At 58.7% G+C, this 20,801-nt stretch carries 25 protein-coding genes and 1 tRNA gene; 5 read left to right on the plus strand and 21 right to left on the minus strand.

Annotated features, from left to right (window positions below; translation table 11 throughout):
- Positions 1-21: 21 nt before the first annotated feature.
- Both V5G24_RS13475 and V5G24_RS13480 read right to left on the minus strand, forming a co-directional pair.
- Positions 22-97: transfer RNA gene (locus tag V5G24_RS13475), tRNA-Val, on the minus strand.
- Between the two features lie 7 nt (positions 98-104).
- Positions 105-1,226, minus strand: a complete 1,122-nt coding sequence (locus V5G24_RS13480; protein ID WP_394085763.1) for a tyrosine-type recombinase/integrase — start codon at positions 1,224-1,226, stop codon at positions 105-107.
- 32 nt (positions 1,227-1,258) lie between these two features.
- On the opposite strand from V5G24_RS13480, the gene V5G24_RS13485 reads away from it, so the two are divergent.
- Entirely contained in the window at positions 1,259-1,471 is a 213-nt protein-coding gene (locus tag V5G24_RS13485; protein WP_394085762.1) for a hypothetical protein, read from the plus strand.
- A gap of 281 nt (positions 1,472-1,752) precedes the next feature.
- Positions 1,753-2,151 (plus strand): hypothetical protein, encoded by a 399-nt coding sequence (locus tag V5G24_RS13490; RefSeq protein WP_394085761.1) that lies wholly within the window; start codon positions 1,753-1,755, stop codon positions 2,149-2,151.
- Here V5G24_RS13490 and V5G24_RS13495 read toward each other — a convergent pair.
- Positions 2,148-2,588 carry a hypothetical protein gene (locus V5G24_RS13495; RefSeq protein ID WP_394085760.1) on the minus strand — a complete coding sequence of 147 codons (441 nt, stop codon included), beginning with the start codon at positions 2,586-2,588 and terminating at the stop codon, positions 2,148-2,150. The genes V5G24_RS13490 and V5G24_RS13495 overlap by 4 nt on opposite strands.
- A 160-nt stretch (positions 2,589-2,748) precedes the next feature.
- Between V5G24_RS13495 and V5G24_RS13500 the strand changes: the two genes are divergently transcribed.
- Positions 2,749-4,197, plus strand: a complete 1,449-nt coding sequence (locus tag V5G24_RS13500; RefSeq protein WP_394085759.1) for a MobA/MobL family protein — start codon at positions 2,749-2,751, stop codon at positions 4,195-4,197.
- Between the two features lie 60 nt (positions 4,198-4,257).
- Here V5G24_RS13500 and V5G24_RS13505 read toward each other — a convergent pair whose 3' ends face one another.
- On the minus strand, positions 4,258-5,751 hold the full coding sequence (locus V5G24_RS13505; protein WP_394085758.1) for a type IV secretory system conjugative DNA transfer family protein: 1,494 nt from the start codon (positions 5,749-5,751) through the stop codon (positions 4,258-4,260).
- Between the two features lie 59 nt (positions 5,752-5,810).
- Here V5G24_RS13505 and V5G24_RS13510 point away from each other — a divergent pair, with 59 nt between their 5' ends.
- Complete coding sequence (locus V5G24_RS13510; RefSeq protein ID WP_394085757.1) at positions 5,811-6,746, plus strand: ArdC family protein; 936 nt, start codon at positions 5,811-5,813, stop codon at positions 6,744-6,746.
- 92 nt (positions 6,747-6,838) lie between these two features.
- On the plus strand, positions 6,839-7,390 hold the full coding sequence (locus V5G24_RS13515) for a hypothetical protein (RefSeq protein WP_394085756.1): 552 nt from the start codon (positions 6,839-6,841) through the stop codon (positions 7,388-7,390).
- Between the two features lie 70 nt (positions 7,391-7,460).
- Here the strand turns inward: V5G24_RS13515 and V5G24_RS13520 are convergent, their stop codons facing one another.
- The 17 genes from V5G24_RS13520 to V5G24_RS13600 all read right to left on the minus strand — a co-directional run bounded on the left by V5G24_RS13520 (position 7,461) and on the right by V5G24_RS13600 (position 20,797).
- Positions 7,461-7,724, minus strand: a complete 264-nt coding sequence (locus tag V5G24_RS13520; protein WP_394085754.1) for a hypothetical protein — start codon at positions 7,722-7,724, stop codon at positions 7,461-7,463.
- 1 nt (position 7,725) lies between these two features.
- Complete coding sequence (locus V5G24_RS13525) at positions 7,726-7,890, minus strand: hypothetical protein (protein ID WP_394085753.1); 165 nt, start codon at positions 7,888-7,890, stop codon at positions 7,726-7,728.
- A 38-nt stretch (positions 7,891-7,928) separates the two neighbouring features.
- Positions 7,929-8,399: a M15 family metallopeptidase gene (locus V5G24_RS13530; protein WP_394085752.1), complete on the minus strand. Its 471-nt coding sequence runs from the start codon at positions 8,397-8,399 to the stop codon at positions 7,929-7,931.
- Positions 8,399-8,701 carry a hypothetical protein gene (locus V5G24_RS13535; protein ID WP_394085751.1) on the minus strand — a complete coding sequence of 101 codons (303 nt, stop codon included), beginning with the start codon at positions 8,699-8,701 and terminating at the stop codon, positions 8,399-8,401. Before V5G24_RS13535 ends, V5G24_RS13530 begins: the two co-directional genes overlap by 1 nt.
- A gap of 238 nt (positions 8,702-8,939) precedes the next feature.
- The gene (locus V5G24_RS13540; RefSeq protein ID WP_394085750.1) at positions 8,940-10,034 is read right to left on the minus strand and encodes a hypothetical protein; all 1,095 of its coding nucleotides are present in this window, start codon (positions 10,032-10,034) and stop codon (positions 8,940-8,942) included.
- A 3-nt stretch (positions 10,035-10,037) separates the two neighbouring features.
- Positions 10,038-10,418, minus strand: a complete 381-nt coding sequence (locus V5G24_RS13545) for a hypothetical protein (protein ID WP_394085749.1) — start codon at positions 10,416-10,418, stop codon at positions 10,038-10,040.
- A 34-nt stretch (positions 10,419-10,452) separates the two neighbouring features.
- Complete coding sequence (locus V5G24_RS13550; RefSeq protein WP_394085747.1) at positions 10,453-11,709, minus strand: hypothetical protein; 1,257 nt, start codon at positions 11,707-11,709, stop codon at positions 10,453-10,455.
- A complete protein-coding gene (locus tag V5G24_RS13555; protein ID WP_394085746.1) occupies positions 11,702-13,183 on the minus strand; it encodes a hypothetical protein in 1,482 nt (493 codons plus the stop codon). Before V5G24_RS13555 ends, V5G24_RS13550 begins: the two co-directional genes overlap by 8 nt.
- Positions 13,183-14,475, minus strand: a complete 1,293-nt coding sequence (locus tag V5G24_RS13560; protein WP_394085745.1) for a RodZ family helix-turn-helix domain-containing protein — start codon at positions 14,473-14,475, stop codon at positions 13,183-13,185. The genes V5G24_RS13555 and V5G24_RS13560 overlap by 1 nt, the downstream gene beginning before the upstream one ends.
- A 3-nt stretch (positions 14,476-14,478) precedes the next feature.
- A complete protein-coding gene (locus tag V5G24_RS13565; protein ID WP_394085744.1) occupies positions 14,479-15,420 on the minus strand; it encodes a hypothetical protein in 942 nt (313 codons plus the stop codon).
- A gap of 1 nt (position 15,421) precedes the next feature.
- The gene (locus V5G24_RS13570) at positions 15,422-15,844 is read right to left on the minus strand and encodes a hypothetical protein (RefSeq protein ID WP_394085743.1); all 423 of its coding nucleotides are present in this window, start codon (positions 15,842-15,844) and stop codon (positions 15,422-15,424) included.
- Positions 15,829-16,200: a hypothetical protein gene (locus V5G24_RS13575; protein WP_394085742.1), complete on the minus strand. Its 372-nt coding sequence runs from the start codon at positions 16,198-16,200 to the stop codon at positions 15,829-15,831. The genes V5G24_RS13570 and V5G24_RS13575 overlap by 16 nt, the downstream gene beginning before the upstream one ends.
- Positions 16,200-17,687 carry a hypothetical protein gene (locus tag V5G24_RS13580; RefSeq protein WP_394085741.1) on the minus strand — a complete coding sequence of 496 codons (1,488 nt, stop codon included), beginning with the start codon at positions 17,685-17,687 and terminating at the stop codon, positions 16,200-16,202. The genes V5G24_RS13575 and V5G24_RS13580 overlap by 1 nt, the downstream gene beginning before the upstream one ends.
- Positions 17,687-18,307: a phage adaptor protein gene (locus V5G24_RS13585; RefSeq protein ID WP_394085740.1), complete on the minus strand. Its 621-nt coding sequence runs from the start codon at positions 18,305-18,307 to the stop codon at positions 17,687-17,689. Before V5G24_RS13585 ends, V5G24_RS13580 begins: the two co-directional genes overlap by 1 nt.
- A gap of 2 nt (positions 18,308-18,309) precedes the next feature.
- Positions 18,310-18,678: a hypothetical protein gene (locus V5G24_RS13590; protein ID WP_394085739.1), complete on the minus strand. Its 369-nt coding sequence runs from the start codon at positions 18,676-18,678 to the stop codon at positions 18,310-18,312.
- 52 nt (positions 18,679-18,730) lie between these two features.
- Positions 18,731-19,708, minus strand: coding sequence for an SU10 major capsid protein (locus V5G24_RS13595; RefSeq protein WP_394085738.1), 978 nt, complete (start codon positions 19,706-19,708; stop codon positions 18,731-18,733).
- Between the two features lie 6 nt (positions 19,709-19,714).
- Positions 19,715-20,797 (minus strand): hypothetical protein, encoded by a 1,083-nt coding sequence (locus V5G24_RS13600; protein WP_394085737.1) that lies wholly within the window; start codon positions 20,795-20,797, stop codon positions 19,715-19,717.
- Positions 20,798-20,801 lie beyond the last annotated feature (4 nt).

The raw sequence follows: 20,801 nt of genomic DNA on the forward strand, positions 1-20,801 counted from the left end.
ATCATCAATGATCTGGAGGGATGGTGGGCGGTGACGGGCTCGAACCGCCGACCCTCTCGGTGTAAACGAGATGCTCTACCAACTGAGCTAACCGCCCGAACCATTCAGGCCGCTTGCTTTTCCGGTTCTCGCCTTTTTCGCGCTGGCGCGTAAATGGCGCGAACCAGTTTCTGCAATGCCTCACGACTGGCAGCCATATAGGCCGGGTCGGCGTGGGCGTAAACCTCTGTGATGTTGTAACCGGGCATGCGATGGCCGAGGAAGGCAGCGACCTCCCAGGGCGGCACGCTGTTGGCCCGCATCCACCGGGCGACGGTATGCCGGAAGGATGTGGGCTGTACGTCCTGTCCGAACCCCGCATTGGCACGCAGCGTCCGCCAAGCGGTCTTCACGCTGGCCAGGACCGCACCATTCGGGCTTACAAGGGCGTCACCGTCTTCTGGCTTGGCCTCGGCCTTCAGCTGGACCAAAAAAAGCCTGAGGGCCTCACAGATGCGGATGGTGGGGCGACGCTTCTTGGTCTGAGCGCGTCCGGGCGGGTTCAGCGTGATGATGCCCGTTTCCAGATCGATCCTCTCCCACGTCAGCTGCAATAGAGCCTCCGGCCTGGCGCCCGTGCCCGCCAGCAGCATTATATAGGTGTGCATGTAGCCGGAGGCGTGCTTCAGCAGCTTCCTGATTTCATCGACCGACAGCGGGCGACCGCGCGGCTGCTTGTCCCCTTCATCCACGTTTTTGAAGGGTGGGAGGCTGGCAATCTCGCCGTACTCCCAGGCCGCCCGGAGCGCAGCCTTACCGACGCTGATGACGCGGGCGACGGTAGACGGCTTCATCCCCTTCCCTTCCAGGAAGGCCACGAACCAGTCACGGGCGGCGCGGCTGGTGGCCTCCGCCACTGAGGCGGCTCCGAAGTGCTCATTCCAATAGGCGAGCGACATCTTCTGGGTGGGCGCGCTACGCTGCTTTTTGGCGTGCCGCTCCCAATGGGCGAGCAGCACGTCCGCAAGCGGCAGAGATGCGGGCTCGGCCTTCTGCGGGCGCACATTGGCGATGAACCACTCAGTCAGCCCTTTTTCGGCTTCCTGAAGGTCTGTTGTGCCAAGGCTGAAGCGCTCTGTCCGCTTGGTCTCGGCATTGTACCGGCAGCGATACCAGGCCGGGCTTTCTCCGCGCTGTCCGAGGAACCATTCTCCGAGCTGGAACTGTCGCTTGTCGTATCGTCCCATGCGCCGGTCCCCTTCAACAGAAGATCCACAATGTGCTGGCCCAGGTATCTCACGCCGCGCTCACCCATGCGGATGTGCGGCGTAATCCCCTTTCGGCGCCAACGCTTAAGGGTGCTCACGTCCACATTCAGGAAATGCGCGGCCTGCTCTTCGCCGTACTGGCGGAAAAGCGCAATGCCGTATTCGAGAGCGATACCCTCGCGCATTTTCTGATGCTCTTCATCCACAGGAGCCACCCAGTTTAAACACGGTAGTAGCGAATTGCGGCAGGCCGAAGGCTAAAACCACCAATAAGCCTGCAAACACCGAGCCCCAATAATCCTTTTTCGCAAGCTGAATAACGAACCATACCAATGTTGCGATATGGATGAGAAAGGACCACGGCTCATAAACCGGCGCTATCACCCGCCTGCCTACGCAATACAAAAATGGCGACCATCCCCACTGGACGGCCAACCAGTTCGCCGCGTAGAGTAGGATTGCTACGCCAGCCAGGAGAGTAGCTGGCCTTTTTGGGGGATTATTCATGAGGCCCGAACAAGCTGCGCAGATTTACGCCTCTTATCAGCGCGATGAATTAGCTTTAAAAGCGATGAATGAGGTTCACCTTCTTCAGAAAACGTCACCAGACTCACCCCTTATTGATATTCTCACAAGAGCGAAAAACGGGGACAGGGAAGCGATAAATAAAGTCTTGCAGCATGTTTATGTGACCCGATACAATAAGGCAGTGCAGCAACTTAACTCCGGTAAATACGATGAGTTGATGGTCCATATTACTCGGAACGGAAGCGCGCCTTCCGAATATGTCGCACCTCCTTCACCGATGAGAGGCGCTGCCAGAGGTATGAAGCAAGCGGCCAAGGTAGCCCTCCCCATTCTCATTCTGCGGACTTTAATGAGCATCTTCAGAATTGCGCGCTAACCACACCAATTATAACCTCGTGTGAATCGCAGGCGGAGACTTGCTAAATGTACGTCTTCGCTTCGAATCATATAACGCTCCGGGCCTATCGAGAGCGCTATATCCAGGTCGTTGCTTATCATGAACGCTTGCAGGGTTTTGTAAGGAATGCTCTCGCTCCACCCATCAAGCAGGGCGACTGGTAAATGAAACATCGGCCAAAACGGCTCACCTTTGCGTAGCTGATTTATCATTAGACGCCCGGCAGCCTCAAACGACACTTCGCTAAATATTATTGGAACCTCGTCCAAAGGCATGTTCCAGATCCTTAGCACCTCCTCGGCTTCGGGAAAGAACGACACCACCATATTCATATCGTCCGCCGAATATTCGCCGTGAGGCATTTTGCACACCCGCAGTATAGCCGAGGCGCTTTCAACGAAAAGACCCGGTTGCAATCCCCGCCCTCCCATGCACCGATATGCACCGCTACACGATGGTATTGTAAGTTGCACGAAAGCACCAGTTAGCTGAAGCTGCCATGTAGAGAGAGCGCAGTTAGACAATTCATTCTGAATTGTCCGAAGGTGCTGCGCGCGCTAGTTGTATTATAGATACATGGCGAAAGCAGCTTACTTCCGGTTGGAACATTCAGCGGTGAACCGCGCCTCTAAGGGCGACGGTTATCTATCCGCACATGCCAACTATGCCGCCAATACCAACAAATGCACGCGCGTCATCCATATTAACGGCCATACGAACCGCCATGCAATTCAGCGGCTTATTGCCGACCATGAACAGTCCGTGACGCGGAAGAATGCGCGTTTGGCCGACAAGATCCTGCTGTCGCTTCCTGTCGAGTTGAGTGAGGCCCACCGGCACCAGGCTGTGCAGCGCTTCTTGCGCTCCATCACCTTTGACGGCCGAACGCGGGCCATTGCGTTCTATCATTCCGACCACGCTCATAATCCCCACGCGCACGTCATTTTATTGGACCGGGATGTTGAGACAGGTCAGCCGGTTGCCCTCATGGGTGCCAACCGTCAGAACCGCCTTAAAGCCGGTCTTGAGCCGAACGCTACCGAGTGGCTGCGCAAAACGTGGGAAAAGGACTGCAACACCGTTTTTGAAGAGTTTGGTTACGGCCTGGAGGTTGATCGACGCAGCAACCTTGAGCGCGGGCTTGCGGCCGCTGGAGAGCACCGCGGCGTCGAACCTGACAATGACAATGCCGAACAGATGCCCCCGGACGCACCGACAGCGGAGATGGATAGCGCCCAGGAACCTGATAGCGTTGCCCCCGAACCAGAGGACGCCCACGATGGCGATGAAGACATGGCGTATGTTGCCGTGGATGAGCGCAAGCCCGATGAACTGGCGGCGGCCGAGCGCGTTCAGGTAGCCCGGCAGGCATTCCAGGAAGCCCTGAGCATTCAGCAGGCGATTGAACGTAAGGCCCACGCAGTCCAGCGCTATGAGGCTGCCAAGGTGCTAGCTCAGCGCGCCGCCGAGGCCTTTGGAGAGCAGGGCATCAGAACACAGGCTGCCGAGCAGCTCTACTACCAGGCGAAGAAGGCTTACGAGGCTACGCACGGCGAGAATGGGAAGGCCAAAGGCTTCACGCTTTCCCTGTTCGGCCGGACGCTTTGGCAGTCGCGCACCGCCAGGGAAGCAAGCGAGGCGGAGCGCCGACTGTCGGGCGCGTCCTATAACTATGAATTCTCCCAGAAGGATCTGGAGCAATTTGACCGCCAGAGCCAGCACGAGGCTCTGCGGGCCAACGAGCTATTCCAGGCAGCTGAAAAGCACGTTCAGTACATTCAGACCGCCTACGGAACCGATGAAGAGGCCCAGGAAGCCCTGCGGCTAAATCAACAGACCGTAAAAGAGTATATGGCCGACATGACTATGGCCGAGCTGATGGTGATGATCGAGGAAGGTGAGATTCAGCTCGGAGAGGCCGTCGAAGCGCTGCGCATTATGGGCCGGGATCACGACGCGGATGAACTGGCTGCCCATGAATATGAGCGCCAGCAGGAACGGAATAGGGAAAGCCCAGAAATGTAAGCCCGGCATCTATGCCGGGCTTTACCCCAAAAGAAAGTGGGAAGGAGAGACAAACCACTTTCAAACATACCTTACTCCAGATTTCATTATTCGATAAGCCTTTTTCGCCTTTACAGCGGTATTACCCAAGATGAGCAGGCTTTCATCTTTTGGCATGCGGAATATCTGGTCCGGCTTCATAAGCCGCACCCCCATCTCGCTCGCCCCTTTGCTTTGTCCATGGTCGCTGACGTTATAGCTTTGATTTTCAATGGTCCTGTCGCCTATCAACCGGCTGTAGGCCTCGTTCGTCCCCATATCCTTGCACCCGCCGAAAACCACATGATCGCACCCGTTCCATAGGGTGTCCGCGTCGTCGGCGTAGGTCGTGTCCAGATCCTTCTTGCTCAGAAAGCAGAGCATGATGGTGACGTGAGCCTTCCGGAGCACGTTGTGGGCCTTCACGATGGCCCCGCAGTGCCCCATGTCCTTCGCTTCGTCCGCTATTATGCGAACCGGCCGAGGCATGGGCTTCCCCATCCGGTCCCACATGCGCATGACTGTGTTCACGGCATTGCCGAACACCACGCGGGTGAACTCGCCACCGGTCTCTCCACCGGCTAGGCCCGCGCGTACGAACATCACAGTGGGCTTGTCGTAGAGAAACACGTCCTCCCACTTCCATCCGCGAGCGGCATTCCCCTCCGCATCCCGGCCGAAGGTGCTCACCTCCTTGATCCGCTCCGACCGCCAGATCTTCAGGCGGTTGAGGGAAGTTGACAGCATACTGGGGCCTTCGTTCGTGCCCAGCTTCTGAAAGGTTTTGATGGCCGCGAAGGTGCTGCCGTAGACCTTCATGCGCTTGATCATGGCGTCACGGAGATCGTCATCGATGATCTCCTCGGCGATCTGCGCGATGGTCTTGTTGTTTCCCTCATACTTCACGTTCAGCAGAATGGCGTCGTGAAGCATCTGCCGGGCAAAATCCCGGAAGTGCGGCTGGCGCTCCTTGTGGTCGCGGGGCACCAGCAGCTCACACAGGCTTTCGATGTCCGCGTCCGTGGAGATGTCGTCGGTGGTGCGCACGAACGAGAGCACATCGTACTTTCCGCCCTCCATGGGGCTTTCCAGGTCGATTTTCCCGACCATGTAGCCCATGCGGACGAATAGCGCCGCGGTCGCGCTATAAATCTCATTGGCGGCGTCGCTGATGATGATCACCGGCCGTTGCGCGGGATCAATAAGCTCCAATGCGTGAAACCCCGCAATAATGGTCTGGCTTTTACCTGTGCCGGGAGCGGCCATCACGATTGCGCTGCGCTCGAAGTGGCCGAAGATCGGAACGTCCGGCTTGATCATACGTCCGACATAGAACCCGCGCGGGTCCAGGTTTCCATTAGCCTTTAGTACCTTGCGGTCAGCCCACGCGGCATCACCATGTTTTGGCGCCTCTTTATGCCCCCAGAACGACCGATGGGCATACTCCCCAACATCCAATAAACCCTTGAGAATAGCTCCGCCAACTTCCGAGAGAAGGATAAATGGTGCGAGAATTATTCTCAAAAGCAAATCCATGTGAAATTATCCTATTGGGTACATCCCAAATCTACCAATACCTTTTAGGAGCGCGTTTTATGAAAACGCCAGAACTCTACACGTCCGTCACCCATCGCATCATCAAGGAACTGGAAACAGGAGTCCCCCCATGGGTAAAGCCCTGGTCTGGCCAATCAAAAGGCATCAACCTTATACCGGCCAACCTGCTTACCGGCCGCCCCTATTCCGGCATCAACACCCTTATACTGTGGTGCGAGACACTGGAGAAGGGTTATCCCACCCATGGATGGTGCACCTTCCAGCAGGCCAACGAGGTCGGCGCCCGGATCAAGAAGGGCGAGAAGGCCACCACCGTCGTGTTCGTGAAGCGCATCGAGCGTGAGGACGAGCAGACGGGCGAGAAGAAGGCCACGACCATCCTCAAGAGCTATGCCGTCTTCAACCAGGCACAGCTGGAGAACCTTCCCCCTCAATATGCCGTGCTGCCGGCCACCGAGTTCGTCAATGACGACCGCGCGCACGATGAGGCGGTGCAGTTTCAGCAAAACTGCGGGGTGAAGGTCTTCCACGGGGGCAACAAGGCCGCCTACTTCCCGCAGCGCGACCAGATCGTGCTGCCGGAATTCGGCACCTTCAGCGACGAGGAGGCATACTGGGGCACTTTCTTCCATGAGGTGACCCATGCCAGCGGCCACAAGGACAGGCTCAACCGCAACCTGTCTGGTCGGTTCGGTTCCAAAGCCTACGCGGCGGAGGAGCTGGTTGCCGAGCTGGGAAGTGCATTCACCTGCGCCCGTCTTGGTATCCCGCCGACGTTCCGCAGCGCCGCCTACATCAAGGATTGGCTGGAGGTTCTTAATAAGGACAACCAGGCGATCTTCCGGGCGGCCTCGCATGCCTCGCAGGCGACGGACTTCATGTGGGAGCAAGCCTTCTACGCGGAGCAGGACCAAACGCCCGAGGCCGAGCGCCTGAACCCGAACGAGAAACTTCAGGACGCTCTGGCGCCCTGATCTCAGCCCCCGCCTCGCGCGGGGGTTTTGCTTTTCTGATGTCACGCTGACGCTGTATACTGCTGGGATGCGCAGCAGCTTCCGGGTGGCACATGAGGATTAAAGCGTTCACAGCGGCCATAATTTCGATAGCGGCCGGATTTTCGGGAGAGGCATATTCCCAGGCGCAGCCGGACGGCTGGAAGAGCGGCCAATCCCCAGAATGGGGAACATTTGTTTATACAACTTCACAACAAACTACGATAAACGACACGCAGCAGTCGCTCATTTTTGGATATGGCTGCGCTCAGCAACCAGAATCATCAATTCACTTCTTTCATTATTTTATTATTGCCAAGGGGGCTGGAAGTAAATGCTCCTTGGCTGGCGATGAAGATGATAGAGCGCCGATAAAGATATCAACGCCTAAATCATATGACCATGACTATACATTCAAATGCAAATATGAAGCGACCCGAGATGCCTTGGTTTACACTCTTGTTGGCTCCTATAAGAACGCAATTCAGGATATATTCTCTCTTCAGGAACAGTTTAAAGCGAAAAATATCAAGTCGTTTGATGTTACATTGGTCGACTTAAGAGTACGAGCGACATTTTCCGCGAGGAACGATCAGTTGGTAAGAAACATGGTCTGCCAGGAATAGCTAAGAGCATACCTGTCCCATAGCTACATCCAGTTTGAGAATTCCCCTCCGGGTCTCACTGGTGTCCTGGTCACTCACGGTCGGCCGGTTGGCTTGGTAGACGACGCAGGCCCCGCTCACCGAGTGCGCGCAGGACATCAGCGTCAGACATAAGCTCAACGCGAGAAGCCGCGCGGGAGGCAGCGTCAACATCTTCCAGTGCCTTCTGTGCGTCTGCGCCCTGTTGCAATTTGCGGCCAAGAGACACGAACAAGGCATTTTGGATAGCGGGCCACCACTCCTTCAGGAGTGCAACCAAGGCGGCAAAGGCGGCAAAGGCGGCCTTCCAATCCATTCTACTTCTTGAAGTTCAAGGCGAGGGTATCAACAAACTTGCTTATGGCATCCACCACCTTGTTATCGGCATCGGTGGGCGTCAGATTAGCAATCGCAGAAGCCGCAGCAATGACCGACGTAATTGCCAATAATATTTCATCCCAATGACTTACAAACCATTCCACATATTTACCCTTTCGTTGCCTTTATTGAATCACCGCCATTAAGCCGCGTCAACAGCGGGGTATTCCTTCCACGGCAACTGAAAATGCGGCCCATCGGCCAGAACTCGGACGATCCCCCTCCCCCTGGCGCGCTCGATATAAGCGACGTGCTCTTTCATGAGATCGTCGGACAGGTCGTTCAGGTGGCGGTCCCAGACCGCGCCCCATTCGATAGGGATGCCCAGCTCGGCCGCGGCGTGCTTCATGGCAAGCGCGAGGATCGGCGCCGTATCCCAGTTGACCCCTGTCACCGCTCCAAGATCCACGGCATGGCCGGTCAGGTGGCGGCTTCTCATGGTCTTGCTGGCGCCGGAGGCGACGTATTTGCGCTGCTGGTCTGGGGATCTGAGCCCCGCCGTGACGGAAAAGTCGATGGGTGAGAGTTCGAGCGCGCGCCGCACCACCCGCACCAAATCCGGATGAACCCCTTCCAGGTTTCTCAGCGAACGCGGGCCAAATACAAATCCCATCAGTTCAGGCTGATGATGCCCATTTTCTGCAATGCCCAGGCGATAAGGCCCCAGGCGCCGGTCATCGCCATGGCCAGCTTCGTCAGCGCCCACCAGCCACCGATGACCTTGGCTTGGTTGGTCTCCAGCTGGGCAACCCGTTCCGGGAGATCGAGCGCTCTGGCATGACCCGCCTCCAGGATCGCAACCCGCGCGGGAAGATCCTTCAGGTGGTCCACCCGCTCTTTGACAGCGGAAAGGTCGGCTTTCAGCTCCAGCACCACGCCGTAGATTTGCGCCAAAATCGAGGGTTCGCGGCTCATGCAAATACCCTCTTTGGATAGGCTGGGGTTCCAATCACATATGGCGTCCAGGCCAGTGGGAGATCGCCATCAAGCACCCGGACGTTGACATGAAAACCCTCCGTTGGAGATCCATCCTCCCGATGCAAGATGCCAACGGGATCAATCTCCATCAAGGGTTCAAAGTCGTATTCCGCCAAGAGACTATCAAAGGTCTCTTGGTCTGGAAATTTGAGATAAATGGTGTTCGTCCACATGGCTATTGGGTCAGTTGTTGCAGTGTAGAGTTTGGAAGGCGGTAGGAGTAATATTGGAGATATGCCACCCATCCGAAAAGATACTCTCCCGCGATTGAAGAACCAATACGGAGAGCGGTTATTCCCTTTGGCGACGAAGTTCCGCCCGATAATACGGAGCTGCCGTTTACCGAGCCAGCAATCCCAACCGCGTCATAAGTGAGGCCGATCCTTAATTCTTGCCCCACAGTTGGAGCCATAAAAGAGCCGATTGAAGAAGCCGCACCGCCCACAACCACACTCTCGACCAAATTGGCTGGACCCGATCCTTTTGTGATCGTCATCCGATTGTTGTTCGTGCCATCGTCAATATGGACGAACCGTTGGTTCATCGCCGTGTCGGTGCCCGCGAGTGTCGCGGAAAGCACAATACCACCGTCATTCTGATTATAGCCGATGGCAGCGACGTTCGTGATCACAGCAATGTCTGCGGCACGCGTGGCGGCAATCGACGTGGTGGGAATATAGCTGCTCGCAAACGGCCCAGCTTCCAGGTTGGCAAATTGCACATTCCCGGTGACCGTCAGGGTCAGCGAACCCGCCGAAGGAGTGAAGGTGAGCGTCGAGCGCGCCGGGTAGGCGCCCGAGCCGGTGAGAGATCCAGTGAAGGTGCCGCTCAGTGTGACGGAACCCGTCCCGTAGAACGACAGCGTGTAGGAAACCGCCGCCGTGGTAACTGTTTGGGTGGATAAAATATTGGAATTGAGAAGGATATTAGTGCGCGCACCTTCGATCAGAAGACCTCGGGGGGCCAGCGTAGCTGGGTTATAATCGAAGCACGGCACATCATTACCGATCACCCGCATGACGCCCGATCCGTCGATGCAAGTGCGACCGCTGGCCCGCGTGAACGATACGAAAGAAGGGAGACTGCTTGCGCCGACCAGCTGGAGATTAAGGGTGGCGCGCTGGGAGTTTGACAGCGGACCCATTCTGCCGACGAAGCCCGCCTGCATGGCGTTGGCACAGGGCAACAACAGGCCGATAAGAACCGCAGAGAGCAGGAATAGCCGCAGCTTTGCGATGAAACCGCGCCAGAGGGGTCGGAAGGCTGCCAATCCCTATTTCTTCATTTTGCTGATGCTGAGCGTACCGTCAGAGGCATTGCGGGTGACGGCCAGCTTGGATTTGGCGTCCAAAATGAAATATTCCGGCGTCTCGGCCGAGAGTGGCGTCGAACTGACCGAGACGGTGGGTGTGACCACACCCACAGGCGCGTTGATGTGGCACTTTTGGGAACATACCAAGCGATAGACCGCCGGTATGGTATCGCTGGTGAAGTCCGTGATGGTCGTGCCGCTATTCACGGAAATGGCCGTCGCTGTGACGATGCGATAGGCAGTTCCTACAGCGGCATATCCGTCCGCGCCGTATCTGGCCTCTTGTGCCTGGGCTGAACCTAATGCAGTCACCATTATCGCAATCGCTATATACTTTTTCACATCGCGTGCTTTCGTTATTTTAATGCCATTATATCTATTTTATTCCGTATACCGCAATATTTCCCGACGCGACGTTGCCGGACGACATAAAAAACTGCACACCGTTGATTGGCGTCGTTGACTTATAGGCGCCCCCGCTAACAGATGGGTTAGGTGACCCGTCTGTTAGCGTTTGCATCCCCATCCAAGAAAACCCTTTAAAACCAGTCGATGATGTCATGTTAAAGAATGTCATTTCGCCATTTATTACCTCCCCGGCGGCGTTTCCTTGCACGCTCACCGTGAGCCTTATTTGGTTCTCATTGGTATAGAGCCGTCCCCCGAAAAAGTCTTCCGAACGGAACCCATAAGGGGTGCTGCTGCTGACCCAGGAGGTCCCACCATCGATGCTGACGCGAACATAAAAGTTTACGGCGTCCGTTTGCGGCGCCAAGTCCTTCACAATGAATTTGTAGGACCGGTAGGTATTGTCGAATGTCACCGTGGATGAGGTGAAATTCAACGCGGCGGAATTGTTTGCCGTCAGAGAACCCAAATAGGACATGCTGAGAGGAGCGCCACCGGCATACACCGTGCTCGCGCTCACGGTCGGAACCGCAAGCGTCAGGCTTGCACCGCTATTGCTCACAAGGAAAGGCAGGTCTGAGCTGCTAATGGCCCGGAAGAATGGTGTGGCACTATTCCCGGACGCTGGACCGGCGAAGATGGTGTTGCTTGACTGGACGACCCATGTGAGCGAGATCGTGTCGCTGATGGTGACCGGCGTGCGGCTTACAGCGAAGGTGGACGGTGCTTCCAGGCCGACGCTAACTAACGAGCCGCTGACGGCGCTTGCCGGGATCGGCCGCGTGACACCATCCACGAACCCTACATAGATTTTCTCCAGGGCGGCGGTAAGCGACCCGCTGTCCATATTCACCACCACGGAGGTGTTCGGCGCGCTGTAGGTGCTGCTGCTGACTGTGCCGTAATAGGTGAGGATGTCATCCGCCTTGATGCGGCGTCCGGTGGGGAAATATGCCGTCTTATCGCCGCTCACCAGGAAGGTGTTGCCGTTAACCTGGGTGGTCGTGAAGCCGAGATCGATCCATTGGGGATCTTCGTAGAAAGAGCGCACATCCGCCATGAGCTGGCGGGCCGCATCGTTCACGTCACCGGCAGGCATCGGCTCCGGGAACAGGAAGACGTTGGAGCCAGGTGTGGTCGAATAATCCGCCAAACCGTCCGCAAAGGCAGGAGCTGAAATCAGCGTTACAAGGGCAATCCAGAGCGCGAGAACATATTTACTCACCAATCCCACTTTCATTTTCGTTGAACAGAAACCGCAGCAATCCCTCATACTCATCGGTGGGCCGGGGCTCGCTGGCGGCATAGCCGATCATGCCGCCCGGCGTGGCGTAGCTCAGACTGGGCTGGATCTGGCGCAGGGAGTTCATGGCAGCATTCGTGCTGCCGTTCACGGAGCCCCGGTATCCTGCCTCGGCGGCCAGGCCAATCGCATTCGGAATGAGGAATGCGGGGTTGAAGGCTCCGGCAGCGGCAGACCCCAGAGCCCCACCCGCAGCGCCAAAACCCAGAAGGCGGTTCGGAGAGAGCTTTGCCACCTCTCGCAGAGCACGTTCGCCCCCGGTGGTGGTGGCAGCGCGCTCGACGGCCGGGCGCTGCTCAGGGCGCAGATAAGCCATCTGCTGCTCATCGTCAGCTATGCCACGGAAAACGTCTCTAGCACGCGTCTGCTTCGTCGTGCCGGGTGCACGTTGGCGGACCTGCCGCTCAACATCGTCGGCGAGGCTGAACGCCTGCTTGTCGCGCCAGGCGGAACGAGCGGAGGAAATGAGCTGCGCGTCCTCTGGGGTTCCGGAGCGCATCTGCGCGGGCGTCACGTTGTCCAGGAAGCTGTTGATCTGCTGTTTCAGGCGGCCAGCAAGCCGAGCACTCTCGGTTGATCCCCCCGCAATGTCGTCCAGGCCCTTCATGTAAGCGTCGAACCCGGCGGGGGTCAGATCGGCCTGGGGTTTAGATTTCAGCTCATTCAGCTTGCGGGTGATGGAGGCGTACTCAGGCGCGCTTTCAACGTACCCTTCCCGCTTCAAGGCATCCTGCACACTGGTGGCAAAGCTTTTGACCGCCCGCCGAGAGATCTGCGCGCCGGACTGGTCAACGGCGTCATAGGCGGCTTTGGCGCGGGCATTCACCTCCGCCCGACCGGTTTCCACTGGCCGCGTGATGGCTTTGTTGGCGGCATTGTAGACGGAGCTTCCCGCCTTCCCTCCAACAAGCGCACCCACGAGACCACCATAGGGCCGTGCCCATTCCCCAAAAGTGGAGGCGGCAGCATCACCACCGGCTTGGCCACCAGCCGCGCCGGTGGCGCCCGTGAGAACGCCGGGGATACCGCCCACCACGCCAGTGGTTGCGCCGGTGGCGACTGTCTGGGCGTACTCGCCAGCTTTCGTCTGCGGCTGATAGATGGATGAAGCTAACTCGGTGGCAGGTGAAGATGGCCCTCGGAACGGCGCTGCGGTAGAAAAATCGCCAGTGGCCAGCGCCTGTGTATTTCCCACCAGATCACGAACCCAGTTCACCGGGTTCAGCGCATCCGCAAACATCCCGGCGCCGATGCCGACGCCGCTGGCAGCCGACTTTACAACGTCCGCGCCAGTGCTGGTGCCGCTGAATTGGCGACGCAAGACGGCTTCAACGTCCGCCTGGGACATGCTGTCGGGAAATTCCGCAATATCGCCGGTGGGCAGTTGCACCTGCATTATTCAACCCTCCCCGTGGTGGGGTTGAACTTCAGGACGCGCGGTGCGGCAGGTGATGCCGGGCTGGCGCTGGCGGCGGGGACATTCAGCTCGTTTTCCTTGAATACCGGGCCGAGCTTGGCGGTCTCGTCGTAAAAACTCTCCAGGCTATTGTCGGAGCGCAGCAGGCGGCGGGCGATCTTTTCTTCCTGCTTCCGACGATCAAGAATGCGCTCATAGCCGTCCACGATCTTGTCGATGCCGTTCTGTGAGTTCCACAGACTCGGCAAGCTGTTCAGGAACATCTGCACGTCGGTGTCGCTGCTGGACCCGCTTCCGGGTGTACGCATGGCGGGGGCCAGCCGCGATGCAATGGACTGGATGGTCTCGGCTTCCGACATCCCGGAAAGCTCATTGTCACTGAGGCCAAGAGCTTTGCCGAAGGCCAGCCGCGCAGCCCCGGTGCCACCGAGCTTCGTGTTCTTCGCGAGCGTGCGCACACGCTGAAGCTCCGGCACCAGATCCGACAGCTTCTTGGTCTGCGCCGCGATCTCACCAAAGGTGCCGGTGTCCACCTGGGCAATCCCGGACGTAACCGCTTCAGCCTGGGCGGCACGGGTTTTCGGCGTGTCCTGATAACTGAACACACCCGCGTCCGGTGTCTGTCCACCGGCTGGCGGCGGCATGAGCGTCTGGCCAGCCGGAAGTGGCGCGGCGCTGGGCTGCGGAGGAGTGCCCTGGGCTGCTGCGACACCGGCGGGCGACTGATACGGCTGCGCACCGGGCAGAACGGCTTTCGGCGTATTCACGAAAGAGCCGGTGGTGCTGTTGAACGTCGGCACCAGGCGGGACGCTGTGTCCACTACCGACTGGGCAATGGCCTTATCCCGTTCGTTCGCTGAAGGATCGCGCAGCACCTGCATGGCGCGCGCAAGATCCCCCTCAAATCCTTTGCTCTGCACCCCATACTGAGCGTTCTGCTGAGCTTCCTGCGTCACGGCATTTAGCTGTTGCTGGCGCTGCTGGTTTTCAATGGCCTGCTGCCGGAGCTGGTCGAGCTGCTGGATGGTCGCTCCGCCCGCCGTGCCAATGGCCCCGAGAGTGGTGGCGCCGGGCTGCGAACTGGCCGCCATCAGGTTCAGGCCGAGCCGCGTCAGCGAATTTGCAAAGGTGGGGCTTTCCAGGATCGGATTGGAGCGCGTCTGAGGCGCGATCACGCCGTTCTGCGGCTGCTGCTCCGGTGATTGGGGCAAGTTCAAGTAGCGCAGAACACCGCTCTGAGGTTGGCCGGTCAGGAGATCGAGAATACCCATGGCTTACTGATTCCAGTACACCGGGCCAGAGCCAAAATACGAAACTCCGCCAGGGCTAGACATTTGTTGGGAGTAACCGCCACCACCTCCGCCGAACAAGGAATTTGCTGCGCCACCCGCAGCAGCTCCACCGGACGGGCCACCGAAATAATATCCGGCGCCCGTCGCCGCGAGACCCAGAACCTGTCCCAATGCATTGCTGCCCTGAACCGGCTGAGTATTGGTGGAAGTTGTGCCTGCGCCGGGCGTAACCAAGCCTAAGCGCTGGAGAAATTGGTTGAGAGCGTCGCCCTGGGAATTGGCGTCGTAGGAATAGCGTGCCATGCTTTCATCAATGCCCTTCTGAGCCTGAGCTTCCTTCTGCGCCCCGACCTGACCAAGGGCGGAAATGTCCGTATAATCCTGGTTGGCCAGGGCTGGCGCTAGGCCCGCAGCCGCAAGCTGGTTCTGGCGCTCCTGCATATAATTCTGGTTCGCCATGGTGGTGGATGTGTCTGACAATTGGCCCGCCAACGCCGTGCGCGCTGAATCCTGGGCGTCGGCATACAAGCCGGAGCCGTATCGGCCGGAGCGTGCGCTTCCGCTGGCGATGGTAGGAAATATGCTGTCCTGATAACCGCGCACCGTGCCCTGATTGGCGATGTCGATGGCGTCATTCAGGTAAGGATTTGCGTTCAGATAGGCGCCGTTCAGGGTATCGGTGACGTTGCCCTGGGCGTCTCTGACCGCCGGGCTGCCATTGACCGCACGGTCGGTGGCGAGACCCATCGCCTGGGAGGTCTCGGGAGACAAATCGGCATACGTCTGGCCGGGATAGAACGCCGGAGCACCCTGGTCATACAGGGAGCGAGCCTGATCGAGCGCGAACTGCTGCTGGTCCCCGATCCACCCCGGCGGGGCAACTGTCGAGGTCGTGGTCTGCGTCTTGCTCTTACTACTCGTCACGCTACAAGGCTTTCTCCACGGTTATCGCCACCTTCCGAAACCCTCTATCTTTCAGGACACGCTCCCAACCAGAGCGGCCGGAAGCTTGAAGGTATTCACATCCAATACTTTTGGCCCACGCTTCAATTAAGTCAATGCCCTTGATCCACCTAGGCATATCTACACCGCCAATAGCTGTTACTTCGGCGACACGCCCCCTTGAGGTTTCTTTGACTTCCACAGTGAGCGCCATGTTCAGGTGGCCATCATCCAGAGCATAGAAGCCCGCCACCTGCCCGGCGGCCAAAGCGAGATAGGTGGCGCCCTCCTCTATCTGTGCGGCCGGGTCGGCCTCATTGGCCTTGGAGAGGAGCCCCCAGAACTGCGGCCAGAAAGCATCCAGCTCCTGCGGCAGCAGCCCGTGAAGGGTTACACCCCAATCCATTCCACCCCCGTGCTCACCAACCGCAGCGAGGCGTATGCTCCGCCGATAGTGGTGGTGCTGGCGCCGTTGACCGTCTCCCCGGCCGCAGCTTCCAGGGTGAGCGTGTTGCCGCTCGCATCGGATCGCACCACCGTCACCGTGTCGCGGGCGAAGTCTTTCGCCGCCGGCAGCGTCACCACCACGTCGTCGCCGCTGGCGTCCACCACCACGAACTCGTTGCTGGCGGTGATGGTATGGTCCGCCGCCACCGTAACTACCCAGGGTCGTGCATAGTCGAACAGGCGCTTGAGGTTGTCGGCCAGATTGCGGATGTAATCCGGGCTGTTGTCGGCGCGGACGGTGAACGTGAGCTGCATCAGCGCACTCCCGTCGCTTTGGCCCGGAACTGAAGGCCGCGCACGTAGCTCCAGGCTCCGGACAGCGTGATCCTGGATTTATGAAAGCGCGCATCCACTCGCCCGCAATGTTCGCCGGTGGCGGCGCTGTACAGGAGGCTGGCGCTCTCGGAATGGGTCTCGGTCAGCTGGTTCCGGCTGAGGATCTTCACATCCACTGTGGGCGCGTCGGTCACCACGACGATGGACGAGACAAGCGCTCTCCCATTCAGGTTTAAGCGCGCTTCCACGCACTCGACCGTGGCCTCCATCGGCTCACCGTTGAAATATCCCAGAACGCCGTCTGCATTGAACGAAGCTGGTAAGACGGACCCACCTGCATATGCTGCGCTGTCTAGTGACAGCGGAATGTCTTCCAGGTTGCCATACTCTGCGCCCAGATCCTCGATGGTCTTTCCGGCCTGCAAGCTGATGAACGACTGCGCCACGTCCAACTCTATCAGAGTCCACCGCTGGTCCGTCCAGTTGTAAACCAGCATCTTATCCGGCAAACCGTTGGAGCTGAGGTTGCTCACATAGGCCCAGGTGACGATTTTCTTGAGCGGGTTGATGGATGCAACAATCTGGGGAATGGACCCAGGCTTCAGGTCAGCGAGGAAGGTCCGGTCGATCTTCTTATCGCCGATGCCGACGCTGGCCGCACCGTTGAACAGATAGAAGCCATCCAGGGCGAGGTAGAAGATTCGGCTTCCCCACACCACCACCGTATTGCCGCCGACCGTACCCTGGTTGGTCTCTGCGGTCTCAATGTTGAAGATGCCGGGCGTCCCGACATAGGAGGCGCGGATAATGGCGTCGCTCTTCAAGACGATGGCGTGGTTCTGATACCCCACCACGGCCTGCACCTCTCCTGAGCTGTCCTCGATGTCCTGAAAGTCGGCCTGCGTCACCGGCGAAGGCTCCCACGCCTCGGTGTTATCCAGACCATCCCAGCGGATGCGCTTTGGCCGCGCGCCGTCAACGGCATCAAACGTGTTGCCCATCAGGACGAAATTGTTCACCACCGTCATGGTCCGGCATTTCGGCGCGTTCGGCAGGGCGGCGAACTCTGTGCTGAGGCCTAGGTCGAAATACTGCGTATCGTCGGTGTAATCGGCCGCGATCAGCCGGTTCCCATACTGGGAGAACACCCAGCGCCCGTTGTCCGGCACAGCGTATGCGCCCGCACTACGGGTCACGTCCTGCCACTGGTTGCTGTTGAGTTTGAACAGGGCCGTGGCGGTACCGGCGAATATGTGCACGTTCCCGCTGCTGTCCTTCACCGCCACCGCGCCACGGCATGTGTCCGGCAGGGCATCAATGCCAGAGGGCACAAAGTCCTGGAACGGCACATAGTCGGAGGCCTGACTGATGCAGTTGGTAGCGACGCTGGAAAATTGCGTGAACGGCCCGGCGATGTCCGGACGCCATTCGCCAATCGGCTGGATGTCGGACAGCTCCGGCTGCATCACAGGAACCTTTGATGGAATGACGTGGAGCCCTGGACCAGCTTCCGCCGGCTCAGCTCAGCCAGGAAATCGGCGAGCGCCGGGGCATACATGGTGTTCACGCCGGCGATCTGAGCATCCTGCATGTACGTTTTGGCGTGGCCGAGCGCCCCGTACAGGTACAGGTTCGGAAACTCCTCCAGGACCCAGTTGGAAGCGACATCGGCCGAAAGGGGCGCGAAGTTCTCCCGGTAGATGGCGCGCAGCTCGTATTCTCCGTCCGGGATGGGAGCCAGGCGCACCGTGCGGCCTCCTTCCCAGGCGAACTGACACGGCACGCCGGAGACACCGGCACGCGGGCTTTGCAACAATGTGAGCGGAGATTGCTGAGCCATCTTCGGCATGCCGGGCCGGACATGTGCCAGGGCTGAAACGCCTTTGGCAGTAGCGGGAAGCTCCACAGTGGCGGTGCCCGGCGTCGTGGTGATGATGGAGATGGCGATTTGTTCCAGGGCGTGCACCTTGGGCCGGATGTCTGCCTCGAACAGCGCAATGAACGTGGGCGCTTTCGATGCCAAATCCGGCCGCACCAGCCAATCGGTGATTTCATTCTGCAAGCCTGCGTAACTGTCCAGGTCCATGCTTAAAGCCGTCCGTTATAGGTTTTAAGGTTCGGATATTCGGTATTCAGCAGGTGCCGCAGCTTCTTCTGAAACTCCTCGCGCGTCATGCCATTGCGCGCGGGCGACAGCATGAGATTGAAGTTGTGCTTCGAGATCATCTCCATGATCACCGTAGGCGGGATTACCGCGAACGGCTGTTGGTCGATGGCCTCGGCATCATTGCGCCGGTGACGGAGTCCGCTGGTGCGGATATCGGCTGCATGCTGAACAGCTGCGGATACGTCCTCAGAGGTCTGCACATGCACACGGCGGTGCCCTCCCCCGAGGTTCTCAACATCAATCCGGGTGGTGACATCCCCGCTCTGAAAGTGGATCGGCTTTCCAGCCATGGTGCATGAGCAATCATTGAAATTGGGGGGCGGTTGTCCGCCCCGTTTAGGCTTAGATCAGATCCGCGATCAGATCCGCGATCAGACCGTTGGCCGCCTCGTTTTCGCACTTCAGCATGAACTCGGAGATCAGTTGGTGCTTGGTGTTGTCACCCGTCTTGCCGAGTTCCTGGCTGATGAACTTGCGGCCTTGCAGGTAGGACACGCCCCACTTATCCGGAGACAGTAAGGCAATTACGCCGTCGTCCATGTGGCGGTTCGTGACCAGGTTCAGGTCGCCGAAGTCGGTCTCGTAGACGCGCACGCTGGTGATCAGCTTGCCTTCCTCGAAATCCGCCCGGTTGTTCATGGCGTTTTCGGTCATCAGAGCACTGACGCTCTTGCGGCGACGGGTACCGACCATCATCACGGACGGCCAATCGCTGCTGTTGTCGTAGCACTTCTCGGCCAGGTCGGTGATTTGCGCCGGATCGAACGCGCGCGGCGTACCGGGGACACGAGCTACTGGCAGACCTTGCGTGATCACCGGATCGGTGCCGTCGTTGGCCTTGTTCGTATTGGTCTTGATCCAGGCCTGCATCGTGCCGGTATGGCGCGTCGGATCGCCGTCGCTGCCGGCGGCGGCTGACTGGTTGCCGACCAGGATCTTCTCCATGTCGCGGCGAAGCTCCAGGCCCTTCTTGATCTTCTGGCGGAGATATTCATCCTCGGCACCGGCCACATCGATGGCGCGGGCGCTACCAGACACGACAAAGGACTTGTCGGAGATCTGGGTTACGTTACCCACGCGCACTGGAGGGGTCAGCGACTGCGGGTCAGCGTCGGCGCCTTCCTGCCGGGCATTGGTGTTGTCCGCCGCCGCGAGGGTGTCGGTGGTCCAATCCTTCTGCGTGTTGGAGGCTTCTTCCGCGTCACCGATCATGCTCATAAAGGGCGTGTCGGTGGGCGAGATCATGCTGATGGTGTTCGCATAATCCTCGTGTTCATTCGTCAGATCATATGAGCTGTACGTATTTGCTGGCTGTGGCATTGTTTTTTATCCCCGTAAGGGTTGTTGTTTCGCGGCCTTGAGGCGAGCCAGAGCGTTCTTCACGTTCGGGTTCTTCTCAAAGGCCTCCCTTGCGGCCAACTTCTGCACAGCGTTCGGGTTTGGCTTGGGTGCCTCACCCGAGGGGGCGAGAGACTTTGCTTCTTTGGCGGCATTGCGCACGCCCTTCCCGATGTTCTGGTTACGCTCGTCCCACTTCCGGGCCTTATCCACGATCAACCAGGCACGGTGGTCGCCAAGATCGGCGATATCCGTATCCTCAAAGCCCTGTGCCTTGAGATATCCGACCGCCTTCTGGACGTACTGGGGATTTGCAAAGTCAGGACTGGCCTTCCTCAGCAATTCCGCCTGCTGCGCCTCAAAGGCATCACGCTCGGTTTTGGCCTGTTGATCTTGCTGTGCCTGCACACGCCGCTGTTCGGCTATAACCGCGTTGTAACGGTCAATGGCTTCCTTCCCCTGGAGATACCGGGTGTTGGCCTCGGCACGCTTTGCAGGATCGGTTTCGACGGTGGCTGCATGAAGCAGCGCGGTCAGCTGGTTTTGGTCCGGCAGGTTCGGGCGCATCATCTGAGAGAGATGCCCGAGCTGCTGCTGGTATTGGTTGGCCAGGCCGCCCACCTGCTGCTTCAGCGTGGTCACCTCGCGCTCGCGCGCCAAGATTTCATGCTGTTTGCCTTCAAGGTGTTTGGCCGAGGAATAGGTCTGTGTCAGCTCAGACAGCGGCACCTGACGTGCTTCACCATTCACCTTTACGGTGAAGATGGGCTCGTCGGCATCACCCGCGCCTTCATCATCCTGTTCGCCACCATCCGCCGGTGCTTCGGCCGCGCCATTACCCTCGGGCTCGCCGTCCTGGCTTCCCTGCTCATCGGCAGGGGGCTGGGCGGCACCGTCATCGGGATCGGCGTCGGCATCTGCCTGATTGGCGGAGGCCGCGTCACGCTTTGCCTTAAGCATGGCAAAAGCGTCGCTTTCATTCATTTGCTTGGGCTGCTCGATAGCAGGGCTCCGTTCACCCTGGGCCGCAGGTGCGGCTCCAGTGGCCGGAGCTTCTTTCTTGATCGTCACGCCT

It is taken from the genome of Roseixanthobacter finlandensis (assembly GCF_043195105.2).
Taxonomy (GTDB): Bacteria; Pseudomonadota; Alphaproteobacteria; order Rhizobiales; family Xanthobacteraceae; genus NCEH01.

Coding starts and splice junctions, on each gene's coding strand:
- V5G24_RS13490 (WP_394085761.1), top strand. CDS start 1,753: ATGAGGCCCGAACAAGCTGCGCAGATTTACGCCTCTTATCAGCGCGAT.
- V5G24_RS13515 (WP_394085756.1), top strand. CDS start 6,839: ATGAGGATTAAAGCGTTCACAGCGGCCATAATTTCGATAGCGGCCGGA.
- V5G24_RS13520 (WP_394085754.1), bottom strand. CDS start 7,724: ATGGATTGGAAGGCCGCCTTTGCCGCCTTTGCCGCCTTGGTTGCACTC.
- V5G24_RS13555 (WP_394085746.1), bottom strand. CDS start 13,183: ATGCAGGTGCAACTGCCCACCGGCGATATTGCGGAATTTCCCGACAGC.
- V5G24_RS13510 (WP_394085757.1), top strand. CDS start 5,811: ATGAAAACGCCAGAACTCTACACGTCCGTCACCCATCGCATCATCAAG.
- V5G24_RS13580 (WP_394085741.1), bottom strand. CDS start 17,687: ATGCAGCCGGAGCTGTCCGACATCCAGCCGATTGGCGAATGGCGTCCG.
- V5G24_RS13535 (WP_394085751.1), bottom strand. CDS start 8,701: ATGAGCCGCGAACCCTCGATTTTGGCGCAAATCTACGGCGTGGTGCTG.
- V5G24_RS13570 (WP_394085743.1), bottom strand. CDS start 15,844: ATGGATTGGGGTGTAACCCTTCACGGGCTGCTGCCGCAGGAGCTGGAT.
- V5G24_RS13575 (WP_394085742.1), bottom strand. CDS start 16,200: ATGCAGCTCACGTTCACCGTCCGCGCCGACAACAGCCCGGATTACATC.
- V5G24_RS13585 (WP_394085740.1), bottom strand. CDS start 18,307: ATGGACCTGGACAGTTACGCAGGCTTGCAGAATGAAATCACCGATTGG.
- V5G24_RS13505 (WP_394085758.1), bottom strand. CDS start 5,751: ATGGATTTGCTTTTGAGAATAATTCTCGCACCATTTATCCTTCTCTCG.
- V5G24_RS13500 (WP_394085759.1), top strand. CDS start 2,749: ATGGCGAAAGCAGCTTACTTCCGGTTGGAACATTCAGCGGTGAACCGC.
- V5G24_RS13560 (WP_394085745.1), bottom strand. CDS start 14,475: ATGGGTATTCTCGATCTCCTGACCGGCCAACCTCAGAGCGGTGTTCTG.
- V5G24_RS13530 (WP_394085752.1), bottom strand. CDS start 8,399: ATGGGATTTGTATTTGGCCCGCGTTCGCTGAGAAACCTGGAAGGGGTT.
- V5G24_RS13590 (WP_394085739.1), bottom strand. CDS start 18,678: ATGGCTGGAAAGCCGATCCACTTTCAGAGCGGGGATGTCACCACCCGG.
- V5G24_RS13595 (WP_394085738.1), bottom strand. CDS start 19,708: ATGCCACAGCCAGCAAATACGTACAGCTCATATGATCTGACGAATGAA.
- V5G24_RS13480 (WP_394085763.1), bottom strand. CDS start 1,226: ATGGGACGATACGACAAGCGACAGTTCCAGCTCGGAGAATGGTTCCTC.